Genomic DNA, 19309 nt, shown 5'->3' on the forward strand with positions numbered 1-19309 from the left:
GATGAGCGGTGAATTCAGCTTTGTGGCAGGGCGCTCAGCTGCTCTGCCCAGTTCATTTTGTAGCGTCTTGACGCACTGACCAATTTGCCGTTAGTCAGAATAAACTGGTAGTCATTGTTGTGTGGCTGAACTTTGTGCACATGATGCAGGTTAAGTAAGGTCGAACGGTGTACCTGAACAAACTGCTCCGGCAGACGCTGCAGCAATTCTTTCATCGTTTCACGGATCACCACTGTCTCGTTTAGCGTGTGAATACACATGTAATTGCCGGCAGCCTCAATCAGTAAGATCTCAACGTCATCCAGCAGCAGCGTTGAAGCGCCGGTTTTAAAGGTTAATTTGTGGCTGGGTGTTGCTGCAACAGGTTGTTTGTCCAGTGCCGTTCTGGCATCAAGCAGTGTTTGCGCCAGACGCTGGCGCGATACCGGCTTGAGCAGATAATCAAAAGCGAAGTGCTCAAAGGCTGAGAACGCAAACTGCTCATAAGCTGTTACCAGAATAAACAGTGGCGGCGTCATCGCCGAGGCTTTGCCAGCTTGTTTTAAAATTTCAATACCCTTGATACCGGGCATCTGAATATCGAGAAACACCAGATCTATGTCTGTTGCTGTTTGCAAAAATGCCAGGGTGTCGTCGCCATTGTCAAAACAAGCGACAATGTCAAGGTTGGGGTAAACTGCCAGCTTCGCTTTTAAGTTACTGATTGCTAAAGGTTCGTCGTCGGCGATAATTACATTAAGCGCTGCCATCCAGGGCCTCCGTCGGTAAACTGATCTGGCTGTAGAAGCCATTTGCACTCTGGCTTAGCAGCAAGTGCGCTTTGTCACCAAACAATAGCTGCAAGCGCTCGGCCAGGTTAAGTAAGTTTGTGGGTCGCTGCGTATCAGGCCAGCCGCCTTCAGCTGTGGCGCCCTCTTGCGCCAATGTGATCTGTAGTTTGTTGTCCTGCACGCGAACATCAATATGCAGCAGCACGTCACCACTTAGCTCTGCAACACTGTATTGAATAGCATTTTCTGCCAGCGGCTGCAGCAACAGCGGTGGGAAATTCAGTGCCGGAACTTTGGCCGGTAACTGCCAGTTTAATTGCAGTCGCTGGCCAAAGCGGATTTGCTGAATGGCCATATAAGCCGATAACGCATCCAGCTCCTGCTGCAGCGGGATAAAGTTGTCATGCTGATTCTTCAGTGAATGGCGCAGGTAAGTTGATAAGTACTCAATCAGTTGCTCCGCCGCCAGCCCACTTCGCTGCACAATAAGCGCATTCAGCGCATTTAACGTATTAAACATAAAGTGCGGGTTAAGCTGATAGCGCAGCACTTTAAGCCGGGCTTGCCGGGCCTGCCTGGCCAGTTCCTGCTGTTTTAAAAAGCCGCTGTAATATAGCTGGTTGCTTTTTATCAGCATAAATACCGCCAGCCAGCCAGCGAGTGGCAATAGCACCAGCGAAAACGCCTGCAGATACTTAAGCGGTGAACTGACATCTGTCATTGTCTCTGATGCATAAGCCATAATCAGGCTTTGCCGCAGCACTACCATCAGTAGCCACAGCGGCAACAATACCGCCAGTAAACGGCGAAGCTGCTGCCGGAATGGACGGGGCTGGTGTAATTCGTGCTGGCCGAGCAAACCGGTAACCGTAAAATGTATCAGCGTTATCAGGCTGTATATCCACAGATAAGGCCAGGCAGCTTCATTTTGCAGCGGCACCAGTACGGCCAGGTGGATAAACTTTACCAACAGGTAGCTGAGCCAGAACATGGTGTGCCAGTACCAGAAATGACCGGCTCTGGAAGCCGAAAGACTTATCGCTGCCATCAGGCGCTCTGCCAGGGTAAGCTGATATCAACGGTAAAGCCTTGCGGTGTTGCCCCGATATCCAGCCGGGCGTCGGCGCCAAAGTGTTGTAGCAAGCGGTTACGGATATTGTCCAGGCCAACACCAGAACTTTGTGCCGGTGCGGCCAGTTCAGAACCCGGGCCGTCATCAGAAACCTGCAGATGAACGCTATTTTGCCGGCGTGTACCCCCGATAGTAATAGTGGCACCTTGCTGACGGGTGGCGACGGCATACTTGATGGCATTTTCAACCAGAGGCTGCAGCAGCAGCGCAGGGATCCGTTGTTGCTTTAATGACTCATCAATTTGCCAGTTAACTTTCAGCTTGTCACCAAAACGGGTTTTCTGCAGCTGCAGATAAGCATTGATGGCCGATAATTCGTCTGCCAGCTGTACCAGGCTATCCGGCGACTTGCTCAGCGAATAACGTAAAAAGGTGGCCAGTTGTTCCGACATGATTTCTGCATCATCGTAGCGCTCAGCTTCCAGCAGTGCACAGACTGAATTTAACGCATTAAAGGTAAAGTGTGGGTTCAACTGATGGCTTAATGCCTGCAGTTCAAGCTGCTGAATTTTCTGGCTGAGCTGGCTGGTTTCGGCCTCGCGGGCCAGCTGCTGCTGGTTAATCAGCACAGTAAGGTAACAGGCCGCCCAGACAAAAAATGCCAGCACTGAGGTATCCAGGTTGCCGATCAGCATACGCATATCAATAATATCTTTATCCCACAGCACCATCCAGAAGGCGTTTTCAGCCGGTATATAAATCAGTGCCACCAGCGCCACACCGGCAAGCAGTTGCCAGTTAGCAAAGAATTGCTGCTGGATTCGCCGGTAAGACCATACCACTACGATAGCCGTCAGCAGCATGGCCACCATCTCGCTGGCCAGCATAGTGGGTAGGTAGCGCCACTCAAATTCTTTGTTATGTATCAGGGCATTATGCCAGGAGCTTAGTAGTCCCAGGCTGAAAATTGCACACCAGTAGTACAGGTTAAAACGCAATAACTTACTCAGGCTGATAAAGGGCATAACGCGCACCGGTGGATAAACTGAGGTTCAGTATAAGCGATAGCGGTGTTTTTGCGCTAAGCGCTGGATAACCGGATGAAAATCCGGGGCAAAGCTGCTGTGAATATTCATAAAACTGCCATTTTTGTGCCGGGCGCGTCGGGTATGCTGTCATATAAACTTCATTACCGGGAGCACGACGGTTGTATAGCGAGACTGACACTATGCTGCCAGAGTTGTTGCAGTTGCAACAGATGATTGCGCAGGCGCCGGCGCAGCTGCGTACACAAGTGCTGACAAAAGTGCCGCACATGACAGAAAAGCTGCCGGTGTACGCACTGGCACTGGGCAAACAGGATAAAGCGCTACCCGCTGTTGTGCTGGTCGGTGGCGTACACGGTCTGGAACGTATTGGCACTCAGGTGGTGCTGGCTTACCTGCAAACCTTGCTAAACCGTTTACCCTGGGACTTATGCCTGCAGCATACGCTGGAGCATTGCTGTATTTATTTTATTCCGCTGCTAAACCCTGCCGGCATGGCCAATGGCTGGCGTGCCAATGGCAATAGTGTCGATTTAATGCGTAATGCCCCGGTAGACTGCACCGAAGGTGCAGCCTGGCTGGTAGGCGGGCAGCGGATCAGCCGGGCGATTCCGTGGCATCGCGGTAATGCAGAGCTTATGGAAGCTGAAAGCCAGGCGCTGGTCAATTTTATTCAGCGAGAGCTGTTCGACAGGCCGTTTTCGCTGGTGCTGGATTGTCATTCCGGCTTTGGTACTACAGACCGGTTATGGTTTCCTTATGCGAAAAGCAAGCGGCAACCGATAGCACATCTGGCCGAAATGTACCGCTTACGGCAACTGTTATTTCAAAGCTATCCGCACCAGAACTACATTTTTGAGCCGCAGTCGCAGCATTATCTGTGTCATGGTGATTTATGGGACTACCTGTACGATTTAGCTCAGACGCAACAGAGCATGATGTTGCCGTTGACGCTGGAGATGGGGTCGTGGAACTGGGTGCGCAAAAACCCGTTTCAGTTACTGTCGTCGCTTGGCATGTTCCATCCGGTGAAACCGCACCGGGTAAAACGGGTGCTGCGCAGCCATTTGATCCTGATTAATTTTTTGATTAACAGCACTATGTCCTATCAGAACTGGTTACCGCTGGCCAACGCTGATGCGCTGTCAGCCGAGGCAAAAGCGCTGTGGTACTAAATACAGAAGGTCGCAACGATGCACACTGTTGATACCACGCCGGTACTGTTGATCCGCGGCTTAATGCGCGAGCAGCGCCATTGGGGCGAGTTTAAACCGTTGCTGCAGGCGGCGTTACCCAATCCGGTATTGAGTCTGAACTTTGCCGGTTGTGGTGAGCTTTTTCAGCAGCGCTCGCCGTGTCATATCAGCGCACTGCGCCAGTCGGTGCGTCAGCAACTGCTGGTTGAACCGCAATTCAGTGGCAGGGTGCACCTGCTGGCGATTTCGCTTGGCGGTATGTTGGCGCTGGACTGGGCACTTAGCTATCCGCAAGAAGTGGCATCTCTCACGCTTATCAACAGCAGTGCCAGGCCGTTGTCGCCCTTTTACCGGCGGCTGAACTGGCGGAACTATCCGCGCATAGTAAGTACTCTGTTTGCCAGCGCCATGCAGCGCGAGCAGCTGATCCTGGCACTCACCAGCAATAACACAGCTAAGCATTCACACATTTTGCCTGATTGGCAGCGCTGGCAGCAGCAGTGTCCGGTCAGTACGGACAATGCACTGCGCCAGCTGTGGGCGGCGAGCCGCTTTAAGGTAACCGCTAAGCCACAATGCCCGCTGCTGCTTATCAGCAGTATGCAGGATCGGCTGGTGAGCCCACAATGCAGTGTCGATTTAGTCCGCCACTGGCAGGCGCAGCATATACAGCATCCGTGGGCCGGGCACGATTTACCGCTGGATGATGCGCCGTGGCTGGTGCAGCGTTATCAGCAGCAGCTGCGCTCATTTGACAGTGCAGAGCGCAGGTTTAACTGAGTGAAATCCAGCTCGCTCAAGCAGCGCAGTTTCATATCGGCAGCATCAAACTTGCTATGGTGCCAGTCGTGTTCGGCTGGTAAGGCGCAAACCTTCATACCGGCAGCTTTGGCGGCAGTCATGCCGGTGAAAGAGTCTTCAAATACCAGGCAGTGCTCTGGCGCAACACCCAGATTTTTCGCCGCCAGCAGATAAATATCCGGTGCCGGTTTACCTTCAGTGACCATTTCAACACTGCAGCAGGTGCTGAAATAAGGCCGGATCTGTAACTTTTGCAGCGTGGTATCCATTAAAAAGCCGGGCGAGTTGGTGGCCAAACCTACCGGCAATTCAGCCTGACGCAAATGATCCAACAGCCGCAGCAAGCCTTTTTTCGGCACACCAGCGGCGTTAATTTGTGTTGCTACCTGCTGTAACACTGCTTGTTCTGCTTCGTCTAACGACATAGACGACCACGGTGATTGCTGATACCAGTGTGCGGTGACCAGTTTGGTTGTCATACCAACGGTTTGTTGTTGGCGCTTGGGGCAAATGGTTACGCCAAGGCTACTGAACACCTCAAGCTCGGCCTGTTGCCACATCGGCTCTGAATCAATCAGCACACCGTCCATATCAAAAATAACTGCCTGGATCATAATGCTCCCGTTAGCGTTTGGCCTGAATCAGTCTGTCAGGCTCAAATGTGGTTTACCGGCAATATAGGCACTGCGAAAAGTAGCAAAATACTGTTGCAACGCTGTGGCAGCGGCGTCATCTTCGGCCAGTTTAAGTATTTCTATTGCCACTTCTGCCGTACAAAGCTGATGCAGATGTGCCGCTTCGCGCAGCGCATAGCTCGATGCCTGCTGCGGTTGAATGCCCAGCACCGGCATTGTCGCCAGATAGGGGCTTTTAAACATTTTTTTTGCCTCGCGCCAGGTACCGTCCAGCATCACAAACAGCGGTGTTTTACCCTGCTGCACGGCCGGTAGTGTCAGCGGGCTGTCAATGCAGCGCTCTGCATCGGCATATTGCTGCGGAAATACCACTACAGGTGCGTAGTTGTCATTGACTAATAACGCCAGCATCGCAGGATCTGGTCGGGTTCTGTCCCAAACATAGGCATGATTGTCGGTTATGACATCAGCAATAATGCGGCCGGTATTACTGGGTTTATAACATTCACCGGTGTACATGATAAAACAAAAAGCACTTTTGCTTACAACATTGGGTCGGGCAGTGCAGATACAATCTGTCCTGGGCAGTAAACACGTGTCGCAGCGTTTTACTTTACTGCCGCGGGCATTAAATACCCTTGTGGCTTTGGCCAGTTCGCGAGCGCGAAGCGATAGTACAGAATTAAGATGTGACACAAGCGCCCCGCATTGAGTTGACAGGGCGCTATTTTAGCCGCTTTTTACGTCAGGGCAATTGGCTTGTATCACCGCGCGGTGGGTTTTTCTACTACCAGGACAAAGCGATCTGTTTTGCCGCGAACCAATTGATCGAATACTGACTTGCTGTAGTCATCATTGCGGTTGGCAAGCACAGTACTGTCCGTGACCAGATTAAAACCAAAACCTTGCAGCTCTTGGCTAACATAAGCGGCTTCAATGCGGTGTAATTCTTGTGCTGCGCTAACTCCGCTACCCGCTGCAGCATTATGATCTACCACCAGCATACGGCCACCGGGTTTCAGTGCGATGTATATTTGTTTCATCAGTTGCTGCGGGTTTATCTGCCAGCCATCACTGACATGATACATATCGTGATAACCCATAATAAAGTACACCGCATCAATACTGTCGGGTTTAAGCGGTAATGCGTCCACTTCGGCATCCAGTCGCTCAACATTGCTTAACCGGTTCTTTGCCAGCCTGGTTTCAAGTTGCTTGCCGACATAAGGTAAATAAGCCTTGTTGTTATGCAGCAGAACCTTGCCGGTTTTGCCGACTTGTTGCGCCAGCAATTCACTGAAATAGCCGCCGCCCCCGAGTAGATCCAAGACGGTATCACCCTGCTGCAGAGGCAATAATGTTGCCATCTCACAGGGTAAACTGGCCGCATCACGTATTTTATCGGCGTCGCTGCGCGCGGCGTCATCAAGTTTAAGCTCGCACGCTATCAGCTGGGCATGAGTCAATACTAGGGTTATTGCTAATAATATACGGTACATAATTTTGCTGCCTTATTAGTCGGGAAACGACCCCAGCGTGACCGCCTGCAAGCAGGTGCAGCAGCAAATTGGTGCGGCCGGACGTGAAAATGTGGCAGGCGGGGCAATATTGCTGTGCTCACCTGTGACGGCACTGCTGTGCTAAACTGGCCGCTTTAAGCTGCTGCGGAGTTTGGGTGTCAATAGCAACTAAACCATCGGAAATAACCTTGCCGGCCGACAATGAAGGCTGGGCCACGGTATTACACTATTTAGCTGTAAAGTTTCCTTATATCGCCGAATCTGTCTGGCGACAGCGGATCCTGGCCGGCAAAGTGTACTGGTTTGGTGGCGAGCCCATTACTGTTGATACCCCGTTTAAAGCCAGCAAACGCCTTTGTTACTATCGCGAAGTAACAAAGGAACCTGTTATCCCTTTTACGCACAATATTTTATATCAGGACGAGCATATACTGGTGGCCGACAAACCTCATTTTCTGCCGGTAACGCCGGGCGGCGAATATGTGAATGAGTGCTTATTGGCGCGGTTAAAGCGCGACACCGGCCTTGAGGATATAGTACCTGTACACCGGCTTGACCGCGACACAGCGGGGCTGGTGCTGTTTTCGGTCAATGCAGACAGCCGGCCGGCGTATTATCAGCTGTTTAGTCAGGCTAAGATTAGCAAAAGCTATCAGGCCGTAGCCCGTTTAACCCCGGCGCTCTGCAATGCCGCACTGCCGGTAAACTGGCATATTGCCAACCGTATTGAAAAAAGCCAGCCCGCTTTTATTAATGCGATAGTGCCGGGAGAGGTGAATGCAATGTCGGATATCAGCTTGCTGCAGCATGCTGATGGCCTGGGTCTGTTTGAACTGATTCCGCATAGTGGTAAAACCCATCAGTTGCGTTTACATATGCTTAGCCTGGGAATGCCAATTTTGCATGATAATTACTACCCGGTACTGCAGCCAAAGCGTCCGCCGCAGTTTGACAAACCTTTACATTTACTCGCCAAAACCTTGAGTTTTATCGACCCGGTGACGAACTCGGCACAGGCCTTTACCAGCCAACAGCAATTGGCGCTGCGGCCGGCGGCAGTATCTTAAGCACTTTCCGGTATGCTAGCCGCGAGTAAACGCCGCCCTAACATGCAATACTGTGCCGCAGTCGACATGACAGATAAATATTTTTTCTTTAAAAATCAAAATTAGGGCGGCGCAACAGGCAAGTACAAAAAACTCAACTATGCTAACAAGATTACAGAGTCTGAGTACTCTCTGGATTAAATCGTTGTCTTAGAGTGAGATAGATTATGACCAGTCTGAAAAACATGTCTGTTAAATTGCAAATTGCATTACCTATTATCCTATTGTCACTTTTGATTGCCGTGGTAGGTATTAAAAGCCTGGTCACGGTCAACGGCGTGATTGCGCAAACTGATATCGCTATTAATAATCTGACACCGGCAACGACAGCGGTATTAAATGCAGACCGCGATCTGTATCAGGCTGAACTTGCCATGCGTGAATATGTATTATTAAGTTCGCAGGGGCGTCAGGTGGACGCTGCGATGCAAGATTTCGACGACAATGTGAAACAGGCGCTGGATCGGATGAATAAAGCATCAGCGCTGGTACGCCAACACGACGTTAGTGTGATGGCCGATGCAGAATTTAGCAAAGTGTTTGATAACTGGCTCAATCTGGCCAGGCAAGCAATGCAATATGCACAGCAAGGCAACGCCGAGCAAGCCCGTGCTTTAATTGAAGGTAGCGAAAGTGCTGCTTTTTCTACTTTGCGGGATGAATACAACGGCCTTGGTGAACGCATCGACAACCGGGCTATCGTTTTAGGCAAGGAGTTGTCCGCCTATGTCAGCCAGCAAAAAACACTGACTATTTTGCTGATGCTGATCGCCATCGCTATTGCTATTGTGACCATAGTGTTCAGCCCAAGCCTGATTGTTAAACCGCTAACGCAGTTAAAAAATATGGTAAGTGAGCTGGCCAGTGTTGGCGGCGATCTTACCCGTCGCCTGCCAGTCAGCGGCAGTAACGAAATTGGTGATGTCGCAGCCAGAACCAACGATTTTATCAGTACGCTGCAAGCCATGATGCGTGAAGTACAACAGCAATTGATAGATCTTGAGCAAGCTTCTAGCAATATTGCAGTCAAAACCGAACTGACCAGCAGTAAAGCGGGTGAGCAAACCACGCATATTGAACAGGTGCTGACAGCCATTCATCAAATGCAGCACGCCGTGCAGGAAATAGCCAGTAATGCTTCATTGACCAGTGGCGCGACTGAAGAAGCCAACAGTGCCGCAGACAGCTCAGGCAAAGTCATTCGTCAGTCGATGCAACAAATCAGTGTGTTGGCACGGGATATAGAGCAGGTGGTGCAAGCCATCAGCAATCTGGAAGTCGAAAGCCGTAACATCGTATCAGTGCTTGAAGTGATTGGCGGTATCGCTGAACAAACCAATTTATTGGCTCTGAATGCTGCTATTGAAGCGGCAAGGGCTGGCGATGCCGGAAGGGGCTTTGCGGTAGTTGCCGATGAGGTGCGTACGCTGGCGTCACGCACGCAGCAATCAACTAAAGACATCCACGATATGATTAGCCGGCTGCAAAATGGTGTAAGTCAGGCTGTCTCGGCAATGAATAATGCCAAAAGCCAGGTGACTCAAACCGAACAGCATGCTGAATCGGCCAGCGGCTATCTTGATCATATCGTGGCCGGTATTGCCAATATTAACGATATGGCCATACAGATTGCAGCGGCAACCGAGCAGCAATCAACGGTGGCTGAGCATGTCAACCAAACAGTCAACGGTATCAGCCAGAACGCAAATGAGCTGTCTGATATTGCACGTGAAACCGGTAATGATGGATCGAGGGTGCGACAGTTAGTGCAGTCGGTCAGTAATCAGGTTGGGCGCTTCAGGGTGTAGCATGCTTCTGCAGTAAGGTGTCCAGTTTATTGGCAAAGGCTTGCCTGTCGCTCTGGTTAAGAGGCGGCGGGCCGCCTGTGTGTACACCGCTACCGCGCAGGGTGTCCATAAAATCGCGCATGGTCAGCTTTTGTTTAATGGTGTCGTTGCTGTACATCTCGCCGCGAGGATTCAACGCAAAGGCGCCTTTGGCCAGCACATCGGCGGCCAGCGGAATATCGGCGGTAATCACTAAATCACCGGCTTCGCAGCGGCGTACAATTTCGTTATCTGCCTCATCAAAGCCACTGGCAACGGTAATGGCAGAAATAAAGCGCGATGGCGGCACCCGGATCAGCTGGTTAGCCACCAGTAAAGTGCTGATTTGTTTGCGCTCGGCGGCACGAAAGATAATGTCTTTAATCACCACCGGGCAGGCATCGGCATCAACGTATATTTTCATCTGTCAGGTTTTTCCGTTTAGCAGTTTTTGCAGCGGCAGCAGTATATCAGTTGCCAGCAAACCGCGCTCGCCCCGTTCTGCAGCCAGCTGATCTGCCGCGCTGCCATGCAGCCAGCCACCCAAAGCCGCTGCATCAAAACTGTTTAAGCCCTGGGCCAATAGTGCTGCAATAATGCCGGATAACACATCACCCATACCGCCGCTTGCCATGCCTGGGTTACCACAACTGAGCCTTGCCAGTTGCTGCTTTGGCCCGGCAATCAGGCTGTGCTGGCCTTTTAATAATACTGTGCCACCAAACTGTTGTTGCAGCTGTTGTACGGCCGCTATTCTGTCGTGTTCAATCGCTGCTGTGGGGCAGTTGAGTAAACGCGCAGCCTCACCCGGGTGGGGTGTCAGCACCCGGTTGTCATGCTGCAGCTGCTGTTGTTCTGCGGTGCTAAGCGTGGCCAGATAATTCAGTGCATCGGCATCGAGTAGCTGTGGTTTATTACTAACAAGCAGTTGTGCCAGCAGGGCTTTGCCCCAGCTGTCAGGTCCAAGCCCCGGGCCGGCCAGAATTACCGTAGCGCGGTCCAGCATAGTGGTGAAATGCTGGTGGTTTGCCATCACCTCTGGCTGACGGCTTAACATGGCGCTGATATGCTCCTGGCGGGTGTATAAACTGACCAGGCCGGCACCGCTGCGTGCAGCAGCTTGCGCCGCCATAATAGCTGCGCCGCCATAACCATGGTCACCACCCACCACCAGCACATGGCCAAAGTAACCTTTGTGGGCCTGAGCGGGGCGCCTCGGCAGCAAACGCTTTAGCCACTGCGCATCGACAGTTTGAATTGTGCGGCTCATTAGGCATTTATCCTTCTGGCTGACGGTATCTGTTAACCCTAGTGTCTGTCGTCTGTGCTGTCATCCTGATATTGATGGTAAAAACGGATGTTATCAGGGTAGGGGAAGATATCCTCTACCACACCGTGGCGAATATTATCCTGCTTCTGCCGCCAATAGGCAGCATCGAGCAGTTCAGGATGCTGGCTAAACAGCAGTTCACGGATTTGCGGCTGTGGTGTAACAAAGGTTGCCATCTGCTCCGGAAACACATCACCAGGCGCCGCGCAGACAGTGCCTTCGGCAAACATCGCATCTTCATAGTTATCTGTTTTCGGAAAGCTTCTGAAATTGACATCCAGCAGGTACTGCACTTCGTCGTAGTCATAAAACACCACCCGTTTATGCCGGGTTACGCCGAAGTTTTTCAGTAGCATATCGCCGGGAAAGATATTGGCAGCGATCATCTGCTTAATTGCCAGGCCATAATCGTCCATGATCTGGGCTTTTTCATCTGTGGAGGCGTTTTCCAGATACAGATTAAGCGGGATCATCCGTCGCTCTATATACAGGTGTTTAATCACCACTAAATCATCTTCAAAGCTAAGTGACTGGCCAATAACCTGCTGCAGCTCATCCAGCAGCCCGGCCGAAAACCTGTGCCGGGGCAGCGCTACGTAAGAGTACTCCAGCGTATCGGCCATGCGGCCCACCCTGTCGTGCTGTTTCACCAGCTGATAGCGCGCTTTTACGGTGTCGCGGCCAAACTCTTTACTGGGAGCAAATTTGTCACGGATAACCTTAAACACATATGGAAACGATGGCAGCGTAAACACCATCATCACCATGCCGCGAATACCGGGCGCCGCCACAAACTGATCTTTGCTGTTGGCCAAATGATTTAACAACTCGCGGTAAAACTCGGTTTTGCCCTGCTTATGCAGGCCTATGCTGGCGTATAGCTCGGCCAGCGTTTTATGTGGCAGCAATTCACGTAAAAAATGCACCAGTGCCGATGGCACCTGGTTTTCTACCATAAAATAAGCACGCGAAAAGCCGAAGATGATGGTCATCTGCTTAGCATCTGTCACCAGTGTATCAATATATAAACCGGCGCCTTCGCGGTGTAACAGTGGAATAATAAACGGCTGCTGGCCGTCGGGCGTTACTGCCCGCCCGACAATATAAGCGGCTTTATTACGGTAAAACACCGACTTCAAAATATCAAAACGGATCTGGTAGACCGGGTGGCGGCCATGGCTGGATTGCGCCATAAAGCTTTTTACAATCAGCCGGATATCGCGGTCCAGGTCAATAAAGGGCGTAATAAAACCAAAACCGGACAAAATATTCCGCAGTGTTTGCTTTAAGCCATCCTGCGCCGGAAAGTAGCTGTCGTACACCGAGGCCACCGGGGCGGGCAAATGGGTTTTATTTAATGTCGACTCGACAAAAATATTCTGGTTGTGGAAATACTTACGCTCAAACAGCTGGCAAAATACTGAGTTATAAAAAGTCTCGGCCAGTTCAGCCTGCGGGTGAAATGCCAGATATTCCATATAGTGCTGCTTCACCTGCTGCCACAAGGTTTCATCCAGGCATTGTTTCGGCAGTTCTGTCGCCAGATGTGCTATCGCTTCAGTCACGCGCCTGTCGTAAAACGAAATACGCTCAGAGCTGTCCTGCTGAAACGCACGCCAGTCGGCCAGTTCAAAGCGTTGCTTGGCTTTGGCAGTAATAGCCTGAAACAAACTAAAGTGACGGCGGAAACCTTTTAAAATAATGTCGGCAATTTGCTTCGCCTGACTCATATAGTGGCCTGTGATTAACGTGTTGGCTGCTGCCCGGTTAGCGTACTCTAATCAGGAAAGCCATTAAATGCCAGTAACACTGTGAGCAACCGCAATACGTATTGCCTGTTGCCACTTGCCTGCACAGCGCCCTTTGTATAGGCTTGGCGCCCTCATTTGCTGTTGACTGTTCCGGAGCGTGCTGTGGCCTTGTTTGCCCTGACCATTTTTTTAAGTGCTGCGTTGTTGTTTTTAATTCAGCCGATGCTGGCCAAACAGCTGCTACCATATTTGGGTGGTGGTGCCGCAGTATGGACCGCCTGTATGCTGTTTTTTCAGGCTATGCTGTTGGCCGGCTATGCTTATGCCCATGCTCTGTGCCGTTTTCTGTCCCCGCTGGCACAGCGCCGGCTACACAGCCTGTTATTACTGCTGGCGCTATTAAGTTTGCCGCTGCTGTACCAGCCGGATGTCAGTGCCTTTAGCACGCAGCCGCCATTACTGGCGGTATTGCTGTTTCTGCTGTTTACCACAGGGCTACCTTATTTTTTGCTGTCGGCCACCGGGCCTTTACTACAGCACTGGTTTGCCGGCTGCTATAGTACGGCGTCACCTTACCGCTTGTATGCGTTGTCAAATATCGGTTCTTTGGGTGGTTTGCTGGCATATCCGTTTTTACTTGAACCGGGCTTGTTGCTGTCGGAACAACGCTTGTATTGGGTGTCGGGTTTTGTCGTGTTTGCGGCTTGCTGCCTGGGCTTGATGTGGCGGCATCTGGCGGTGTTAGCGCCGTCGTATCGGGCCGGTGCGGCAAGGCTGCGTCAACCGGGGGCTGTACGCTGGCTGTTGTTGTCGGCCAGCGGTGTGGTGTTGCTACTGGCGGTCACGCAGCAACTTACTCAAAACGTGCCGCCGATCCCCTTTTTATGGGTAGTGCCGCTGTGTTTGTATTTACTCAGCTATATCCTGGTATTTAATAAACCGCATTGGTACCAGCGGGGGCTGTGGTGCTATCTGTTTTGTCTGAGCATGGTTTTTGGCCTGTTGTTGTTCTATATGGGCCGTCAGTTTGATTTAATCTCGCAGTTGCTATTGTATCTGCTGGTGCTGTTCAGTGGTTGCATGTTATGCCACGGCGAGCTGGCGCGGTTAAAGCCAGAGCCGCGTGGCTTAACCGGCTATTACCTGTTGCTGGCAGCAGGCGGTGCTCTGGGTAGCCTGGCTGTTAATTTGCTGGCGCCGCTCTGGTTTACCCAGCAGTGGGAATTTTTACTGGTACTGCTGGCTATTTATTTGCTGCTATGGCCAGTAGGGCCGGGTACGCGGCGCTGGCAGCAGGCGCTGTGGTTAAGTGGCGCTGTGCTGTTTACATTAAGTGTGCTGGCACTGGAGTGGCAACCTGGCCGGCAAAACGTTTATGCCGAACGTAATTTCTACGGCAGCCTGAGTGTGCGGGACATCAGCCTGAACGGCACTATGCAGCGGCGGTTAATTGATGGCACTACCAGCCATGGTGCGCAGTATTTGGCTGCCCCGTTGTCGCTTGAAGCGCAAAGTTATTATCGCACCGGCACCGGCGCCGCGCTGGCATTAGAGTACTTTTTACCGGCAGTCCTGACACGCAGTGCCCAGCAGTTACAACAGCGTAAATTTGGTTTGGTCGGGCTGGGCGCCGGAGCTTTAGCCGTGTACGGCAAGCCTGGTGATACTATGGTGTTTTACGAGCTGAACCCGGCCGTCATTAAAGTTGCGTCAGAGCATTTCAGTTACCTCAGCGACAGCGCGGCCACAGTGGACATTGTGCAGGGGGATGCCAGGTTAATGCTACAGGCTCAGCTGGAGTCTGGTAGTCAGCAGTTTGATGTATTGGTGCTGGATGCTTTTAGCAGCGACAGCATTCCGCAGCATTTGCTGACGCTGGAAGCTATGCAGCTGTATTGGCAGCATTTACACAGCGATGGTGTGCTGGCAGTACACGTGTCGAATAACTATCTGGATTTAACCGGTTTATTGCGAAATCAGGCTGCGAGTCGTGGCCTGCAGGCGTATTTTATTGCAACCCCGGCACAGGGCACTGACCCTGCCGCTCATTGGGTTTTGCTGACGAATAATCAGCGCTTTATACAACAGCCGCAGGTGCAGCAGGCGTTAAGCCGTTGGCTCACCCCGGCACACGTTGCGGTTAACTGGACAGATCAGCACAGTAACTTGCTGCAGGTACTAAAATAACGCCTGAGACACAATGCAAAAGGCCACCGTTAAGGGTGGCCTGGCGCAGGTCCGGCTGTTACTCGTCGTCTTCTACCATCGTCATCAGTGAGGTATTACCGCCTGATGCGGTGGTATCAATACTGATCGTTTTCTCTGTCACCAGACGTTTGATCAGCGTGTCGTAATATTCGGCACTGATCACCGGTAAAATTGCGCCGTCGCGCTCCGCCAGTTGCTGGCTGAAGTAGCCAAACCTGGATGAGCGTGCGGCAACGACAGCCCCGGCTAAATGCGGATGTGCCAGAATCGCCTGCAGTTGTCCGGGTTTAGCAACCTGAAATACACCCTCAGCCACGCCGGTTGCCAGAAACTTGTTTTTAAAGGCGTTGGCTTCTTCATAAAACAGCTCAGACGCAACGGTAATCACAGTATTACCCACTCCTAACGCAGTGATAATCGAAATAGCCCAGAAGTTAAACGAGGTGCTTTTATCGGCGTAGCACACCACACAGCCACGAGGCTCGATATGCAGGGTGTTCGACTCACCGGTTGGCCCGGGCAGCTCGGTGCTTTTACGCATATATTTTTCCAGCCGGTTCAGCTGGGCACGGGCATCTGCCAGTGTCAGTGCCAAATCATCTGCCAGCTCATCAATAATATCGACAGTGGCTATTTTGGCCAGTAGCTGGCGCAGTGCCGATACCCGGTCGTTTAGCGGCGTCGCGCGCCAGGTTTTTTCGTCGCGTAACGAGTTTGCCATTAACTGGGCAACCTGTTTTTCTGCGTCCGGGCTGTTGTGCCGGTTTAGCTCGTCCGGGCTTAAGTTGGTCATCTGTACGTTTTCCGGCGACGCTTTCTCTTTTACCAGCCGCAGCAGATAGTTCGGGCCACCGGCTTTGGGGCCTGTGCCAGATAAACCGCGGCCACCAAAAGGCTGCACACCAACAATAGCGCCGATCATATTGCGGTTAACATAGACATTGCCGGCGCGCGACATTTTAGCCAGATAATCACAGCGATCTTCAATGCGCGAGTGAATACCCATTGTCAGGCCATAACCGGTGCCATTTATCTGGTCGATAACCTTGTCCAGTTCGCTGGCTTTGTAGCGGATCACATGCACGCAGGGGCCGAACACTTCACGTTTTAGCACCGATAAATCTTTTATCTCGTACAAACGTGGTGCAAAGAAAAAGCCGTCGCTGCTTTGCTCTGGTAGCTTGCACTGATACAGCAAGCTGGCTTTGTCTTTCATGTCTTCAGCATGTTGCTGCAGGGTTTTCAGCGCTTTGCTGTCAATTACCGGGCCGACATCGGTACTTAACAGCGCCGGATCGCCAACCTGCAGCTGCGCCAGTGCGCCTTTGAGCATATCGATAATACCATCGGCAACGTCCTGCTGGATAAACAGTACCCTAAGCGCTGAACAGCGCTGGCCGGCGCTTTGAAAGCCAGAACTTATCACATCGTCAATCACTTGCTCCGGCAGGGCGGTAGAGTCAACAATCATGCAGTTTTGGCCGCCGGTTTCGGCGATTAGCGGTACCTGAATATCATTGCGCTGCGCTAAGGTGCGCGAGATTAAGCTACCGGTATCGGTAGAGCCGGTAAACATCACGGCCTGAATGCGCGGGTCGGGCAGCAGGGTTTCACCGACATCAGCACCGCGGGCCAGAACTGCCTGCACCACGTGCTCGGGTAAACCGACGTTATGCATCAGCTCTATCGCACGCAGGGCAATCAGACTGGTTTGCTCGGCCGGTTTGGCGATAACGGTATTGCCGGTAACAATGGCAGCAGCTACCTGGCCGAGGAATATTGCCAACGGGAAATTCCACGGGCTGATACACAGCACCACGCCGCGCGGTTCAAAGCGCTCGTCTTGCGCCAACTCTTCAGCCCGGGCAGCATAGTAGCGGCAAAAATCGACGGCTTCACGTACTTCGTCTATGCCATCTTGCGCGACTTTGCCGGCTTCTTTAATACAAATGGCCACCAGTTCGTCGTGATGACGCTCCAGGCTATCGCCAATGCGGCGCAGCAAATTAGCACGCTGACTTATGCTGGTTTGAGACCAGCTGGCAAAGGCGTCATCTGCTTGTTTTAGCATTTTTTGCATATCATCGCTGTTGTGTAATCGCACAGCACCGATAACTTCCTGCTGGTTAGCTGGGTTTCTTACCGCCATCGCGCCTTCAGGCAGTTGCTGTTCACTCAGTGTGTGCTGGCGTAGCCAGTTATCGAGGTTGGCTTTAAACGGCAGCAGCGTATTGACATCGGTTAAATCCAGGCCCTTTGAATTGGCCCGTTCATCGCCGTATAAATCAATAGGCATCTTTATCTGCGCATTGTGCTTATTGCGCAGGCCCTGCAAGGTTTCGACCGGATCAGGCAGCAGCGCTTCTACCGGCTGGCGGGTATCAACAATAGCATTAACAAAAGACGAGTTGGCGCCGTTTTCCAGCAGGCGCCGCACCAGATAAGCCAGCAGGTTTTCATGTTCACCCACCGGTGCATAAACGCGACACTGAATTTTTTCGCTGCTGACAATCTGATCGAATAAGGATTCGCCCATGCCGTGCAGGCGCTGAAACTCAAAGCCACTGTGATCACCTTTGGCAACTTCTAATATGGTTGCGGCGGTATAGGCATTGTGGGTAGCAAACTGGGGGTACAGTACGTCGCGCGCCTCCAGCAGCTTGATGGCACAGGCTTTGTAGCAAACATCGGTGGACGCTTTGCGGGTAAAGACCGGGTAATGGTCAAGGCCTTTTTGCTGGGTGGTTTTGATTTCGGTATCCCAGTAAGCCCCTTTTACCAGCCGCACCATCAGTGGCCGTTTTACCCGTCTTGCCAGTTGCACCAGCCACTCGATAACAAACAGGGCGCGTTTTTGATACGCCTGCACGGCCAGACCAAAGCCGCCCCAGTCACCCAGCGCATCGTCGCTGTAAATTGCTTCAATGATATCCAGGGACAGATCAAGCCGGTCTGCTTCTTCGGCATCAACGGTAAAGCCAATGTCATAGCTTTTGGCTACCAGTACCAGCTCTTTTAGTTTTGGCAATAGCTCTGACATCACCCGCTCGCGGTGGCTAAATTCATAACGCGGATGAATAGCTGACAGCTTAACTGAAATGCCGGGGCTTTTTACCGGGCCGCGGCCGTTTGCCGCTTTACCAATGGCATGTATAGCCGTTAAGTAATGCTGGTAATAACGTTCGGCATCCTCCATCGTGCGGGCACCTTCGCCCAGCATATCGTAAGAGTAGACATAGCCTTTTTTCTCAGTGTCGGCAGCGCGTTCTATCGCATCATCAATATTGGTGCCCATGACAAACTGCTTGCCCATAATTTTCATCGCATAGTTTACCGAGCGGCGGATCACCGGTTCACCAAGGCGGCCAATGGCTTTTTTCAGGATGCCAAATTGCTTTGCTTTGCTTTTATCACTGTAACTGACCATTTTGCCGGTGATCAGTAAGCCCCAGGACGAAGCGTTAACGAATAATGATTCGCTGGTGCCCAAATGCGCACTCCAGTCACCCTTGACCAGTTTGTCGCGGATCAGCAGCTCCTGCGTGTCGCTGTCGGGTACCCTGAGCAGTGCTTCCGCCAGACACATCAGTACTACACCTTCTTCGCTCGACAGCGAAAATTCGTTTAGCAAGGCATCTATGCCGCCCTGGCCGTCTTGCTCCTTACGGATCGTTTTAACCATCTGCCGTGCCCGTTCCCATGCCCGGCTGCGGGCCTTAACGCCGACTTCTGCCAGCGGCAACAGCAAATCAATTACGCTGTTTTCATCGACACGGTAATGGTTACGGATTTTCTGCCGCAACGGGCAAGAGGTGGTTAAATCAGCATCAAATAACATAAGTCGGCCTGTCATAGGGGCATAATCACCGAAGCGCTACGCCGGGTTAACATGGGTTTACTTCGCGCATACTAAAGAAAATACGACAAAATAGGCTAGTGTAATTTGGTGTAAAAACAGTAAATCACATGGGTTATGTGTGTTTTATCGGTATAAAGTTCGGCGTTTTTTCGAAATAGCCGTGAATTGTTAAGCTGTGTCAGCCCGGCA

At 51.8% G+C, this 19309-nt stretch carries 15 protein-coding genes; 5 read left to right on the forward strand and 10 right to left on the reverse strand.

The annotated features are described in order from the left end of the window. Positions 1–14: 14 nt before the first annotated feature. Genes LHL18_RS15425 through LHL18_RS15435 form a run of 3 tightly spaced genes read right to left on the reverse strand, consistent with a single transcriptional unit; the run spans position 15 to position 2867 of the window. Positions 15–749, reverse strand: coding sequence for a LytR/AlgR family response regulator transcription factor (locus LHL18_RS15425; RefSeq protein ID WP_226767703.1), 735 nt, complete (start codon positions 747–749; stop codon positions 15–17). Further along, positions 736–1818, reverse strand: a complete 1083-nt coding sequence (locus tag LHL18_RS15430; RefSeq protein ID WP_226767704.1) for a sensor histidine kinase — start codon at positions 1816–1818, stop codon at positions 736–738. Before LHL18_RS15430 ends, LHL18_RS15425 begins: the two co-directional genes overlap by 14 nt. Continuing rightward, positions 1818–2867, reverse strand: coding sequence for a sensor histidine kinase (locus LHL18_RS15435; RefSeq protein ID WP_226767705.1), 1050 nt, complete (start codon positions 2865–2867; stop codon positions 1818–1820). The genes LHL18_RS15430 and LHL18_RS15435 overlap by 1 nt, the downstream gene beginning before the upstream one ends. Before the next feature lie 182 nt (positions 2868–3049). Between LHL18_RS15435 and LHL18_RS15440 the strand changes: the two genes are divergently transcribed. Further along, complete coding sequence (locus tag LHL18_RS15440; RefSeq protein WP_226767706.1) at positions 3050–4063, forward strand: M14 family zinc carboxypeptidase; 1014 nt, start codon at positions 3050–3052, stop codon at positions 4061–4063. A gap of 18 nt (positions 4064–4081) precedes the next feature. Beyond that, the gene (locus LHL18_RS15445; protein ID WP_226767707.1) at positions 4082–4864 is read left to right on the forward strand and encodes an alpha/beta fold hydrolase; all 783 of its coding nucleotides are present in this window, start codon (positions 4082–4084) and stop codon (positions 4862–4864) included. Here the strand turns inward: LHL18_RS15445 and hxpB are convergent. The 3 genes from hxpB to LHL18_RS15460 form a co-directional block, all read right to left on the reverse strand. After that, positions 4816–5499 (reverse strand): hexitol phosphatase HxpB, encoded by a 684-nt coding sequence (gene hxpB, locus LHL18_RS15450; protein WP_226767708.1) that lies wholly within the window; start codon positions 5497–5499, stop codon positions 4816–4818. The two genes, LHL18_RS15445 and hxpB, sit on opposite strands and share 49 nt — an antisense overlap. Before the next feature lie 27 nt (positions 5500–5526). Beyond that, on the reverse strand, positions 5527–6216 hold the full coding sequence (locus LHL18_RS15455; RefSeq protein ID WP_226767709.1) for a tRNA-uridine aminocarboxypropyltransferase: 690 nt from the start codon (positions 6214–6216) through the stop codon (positions 5527–5529). A 68-nt stretch (positions 6217–6284) separates the two neighbouring features. Next, complete coding sequence (locus LHL18_RS15460; protein ID WP_226767710.1) at positions 6285–7019, reverse strand: class I SAM-dependent methyltransferase; 735 nt, start codon at positions 7017–7019, stop codon at positions 6285–6287. Between the two features lie 176 nt (positions 7020–7195). On the opposite strand from LHL18_RS15460, the gene LHL18_RS15465 reads away from it, so the two are divergent. Together LHL18_RS15465 and LHL18_RS15470 are read left to right on the forward strand one after the other, a co-directional pair. Further along, entirely contained in the window at positions 7196–8107 is a 912-nt protein-coding gene (locus LHL18_RS15465) for a pseudouridine synthase (RefSeq protein WP_226767711.1), read from the forward strand. Between the two features lie 206 nt (positions 8108–8313). After that, positions 8314–9954, forward strand: coding sequence for a methyl-accepting chemotaxis protein (locus LHL18_RS15470; protein ID WP_226767712.1), 1641 nt, complete (start codon positions 8314–8316; stop codon positions 9952–9954). Here LHL18_RS15470 and LHL18_RS15475 read toward each other — a convergent pair. From LHL18_RS15475 to aceK, 3 genes are read right to left on the reverse strand one after another with little or no spacing between them, the layout of a single operon-like run. Continuing rightward, positions 9944–10396 carry a YaiI/YqxD family protein gene (locus LHL18_RS15475; protein ID WP_134056885.1) on the reverse strand — a complete coding sequence of 151 codons (453 nt, stop codon included), beginning with the start codon at positions 10394–10396 and terminating at the stop codon, positions 9944–9946. The genes LHL18_RS15470 and LHL18_RS15475 overlap by 11 nt on opposite strands. A gap of 3 nt (positions 10397–10399) precedes the next feature. Further along, complete coding sequence (locus LHL18_RS15480; RefSeq protein WP_134056883.1) at positions 10400–11242, reverse strand: NAD(P)H-hydrate dehydratase; 843 nt, start codon at positions 11240–11242, stop codon at positions 10400–10402. A 38-nt stretch (positions 11243–11280) separates the two neighbouring features. Next, positions 11281–13032 carry a bifunctional isocitrate dehydrogenase kinase/phosphatase gene (aceK, locus tag LHL18_RS15485; RefSeq protein WP_226767713.1) on the reverse strand — a complete coding sequence of 584 codons (1752 nt, stop codon included), beginning with the start codon at positions 13030–13032 and terminating at the stop codon, positions 11281–11283. Between the two features lie 183 nt (positions 13033–13215). Between aceK and LHL18_RS15490 the strand changes: the two genes are divergently transcribed. Next, positions 13216–15240 (forward strand): spermidine synthase, encoded by a 2025-nt coding sequence (locus tag LHL18_RS15490; RefSeq protein ID WP_226767714.1) that lies wholly within the window; start codon positions 13216–13218, stop codon positions 15238–15240. A 58-nt stretch (positions 15241–15298) separates the two neighbouring features. On the opposite strand, the gene putA is transcribed toward LHL18_RS15490, so the two are convergent. Further along, a complete protein-coding gene (gene putA / locus LHL18_RS15495) occupies positions 15299–19099 on the reverse strand; it encodes a bifunctional proline dehydrogenase/L-glutamate gamma-semialdehyde dehydrogenase PutA (protein WP_226767715.1) in 3801 nt (1266 codons plus the stop codon). Positions 19100–19309 lie beyond the last annotated feature (210 nt).

The sequence above is a fragment of the Rheinheimera aquimaris genome (assembly GCF_020531985.1).
Taxonomy (GTDB): domain Bacteria; phylum Pseudomonadota; class Gammaproteobacteria; order Enterobacterales; family Alteromonadaceae; genus Alishewanella; species Alishewanella aquimaris.

Bases quoted from the DNA above. Each gene is read 5' to 3' on its own strand.
- LHL18_RS15425 (WP_226767703.1), bottom strand. From the start codon at position 749: ATGGCAGCGCTTAATGTAATTATCGCCGACGACGAACCTTTAGCAATC.
- LHL18_RS15430 (WP_226767704.1), bottom strand. From the start codon at position 1,818: ATGGCAGCGATAAGTCTTTCGGCTTCCAGAGCCGGTCATTTCTGGTAC.
- LHL18_RS15435 (WP_226767705.1), bottom strand. From the start codon at position 2,867: ATGCCCTTTATCAGCCTGAGTAAGTTATTGCGTTTTAACCTGTACTAC.
- LHL18_RS15445 (WP_226767707.1), top strand. From the start codon at position 4,082: ATGCACACTGTTGATACCACGCCGGTACTGTTGATCCGCGGCTTAATG.
- hxpB (WP_226767708.1), bottom strand. From the start codon at position 5,499: ATGATCCAGGCAGTTATTTTTGATATGGACGGTGTGCTGATTGATTCA.
- LHL18_RS15460 (WP_226767710.1), bottom strand. From the start codon at position 7,019: ATGTACCGTATATTATTAGCAATAACCCTAGTATTGACTCATGCCCAG.
- LHL18_RS15470 (WP_226767712.1), top strand. From the start codon at position 8,314: ATGACCAGTCTGAAAAACATGTCTGTTAAATTGCAAATTGCATTACCT.
- LHL18_RS15475 (WP_134056885.1), bottom strand. From the start codon at position 10,396: ATGAAAATATACGTTGATGCCGATGCCTGCCCGGTGGTGATTAAAGAC.
- LHL18_RS15480 (WP_134056883.1), bottom strand. From the start codon at position 11,242: ATGAGCCGCACAATTCAAACTGTCGATGCGCAGTGGCTAAAGCGTTTG.
- aceK (WP_226767713.1), bottom strand. From the start codon at position 13,032: ATGAGTCAGGCGAAGCAAATTGCCGACATTATTTTAAAAGGTTTCCGC.
- putA (WP_226767715.1), bottom strand. From the start codon at position 19,099: ATGTTATTTGATGCTGATTTAACCACCTCTTGCCCGTTGCGGCAGAAA.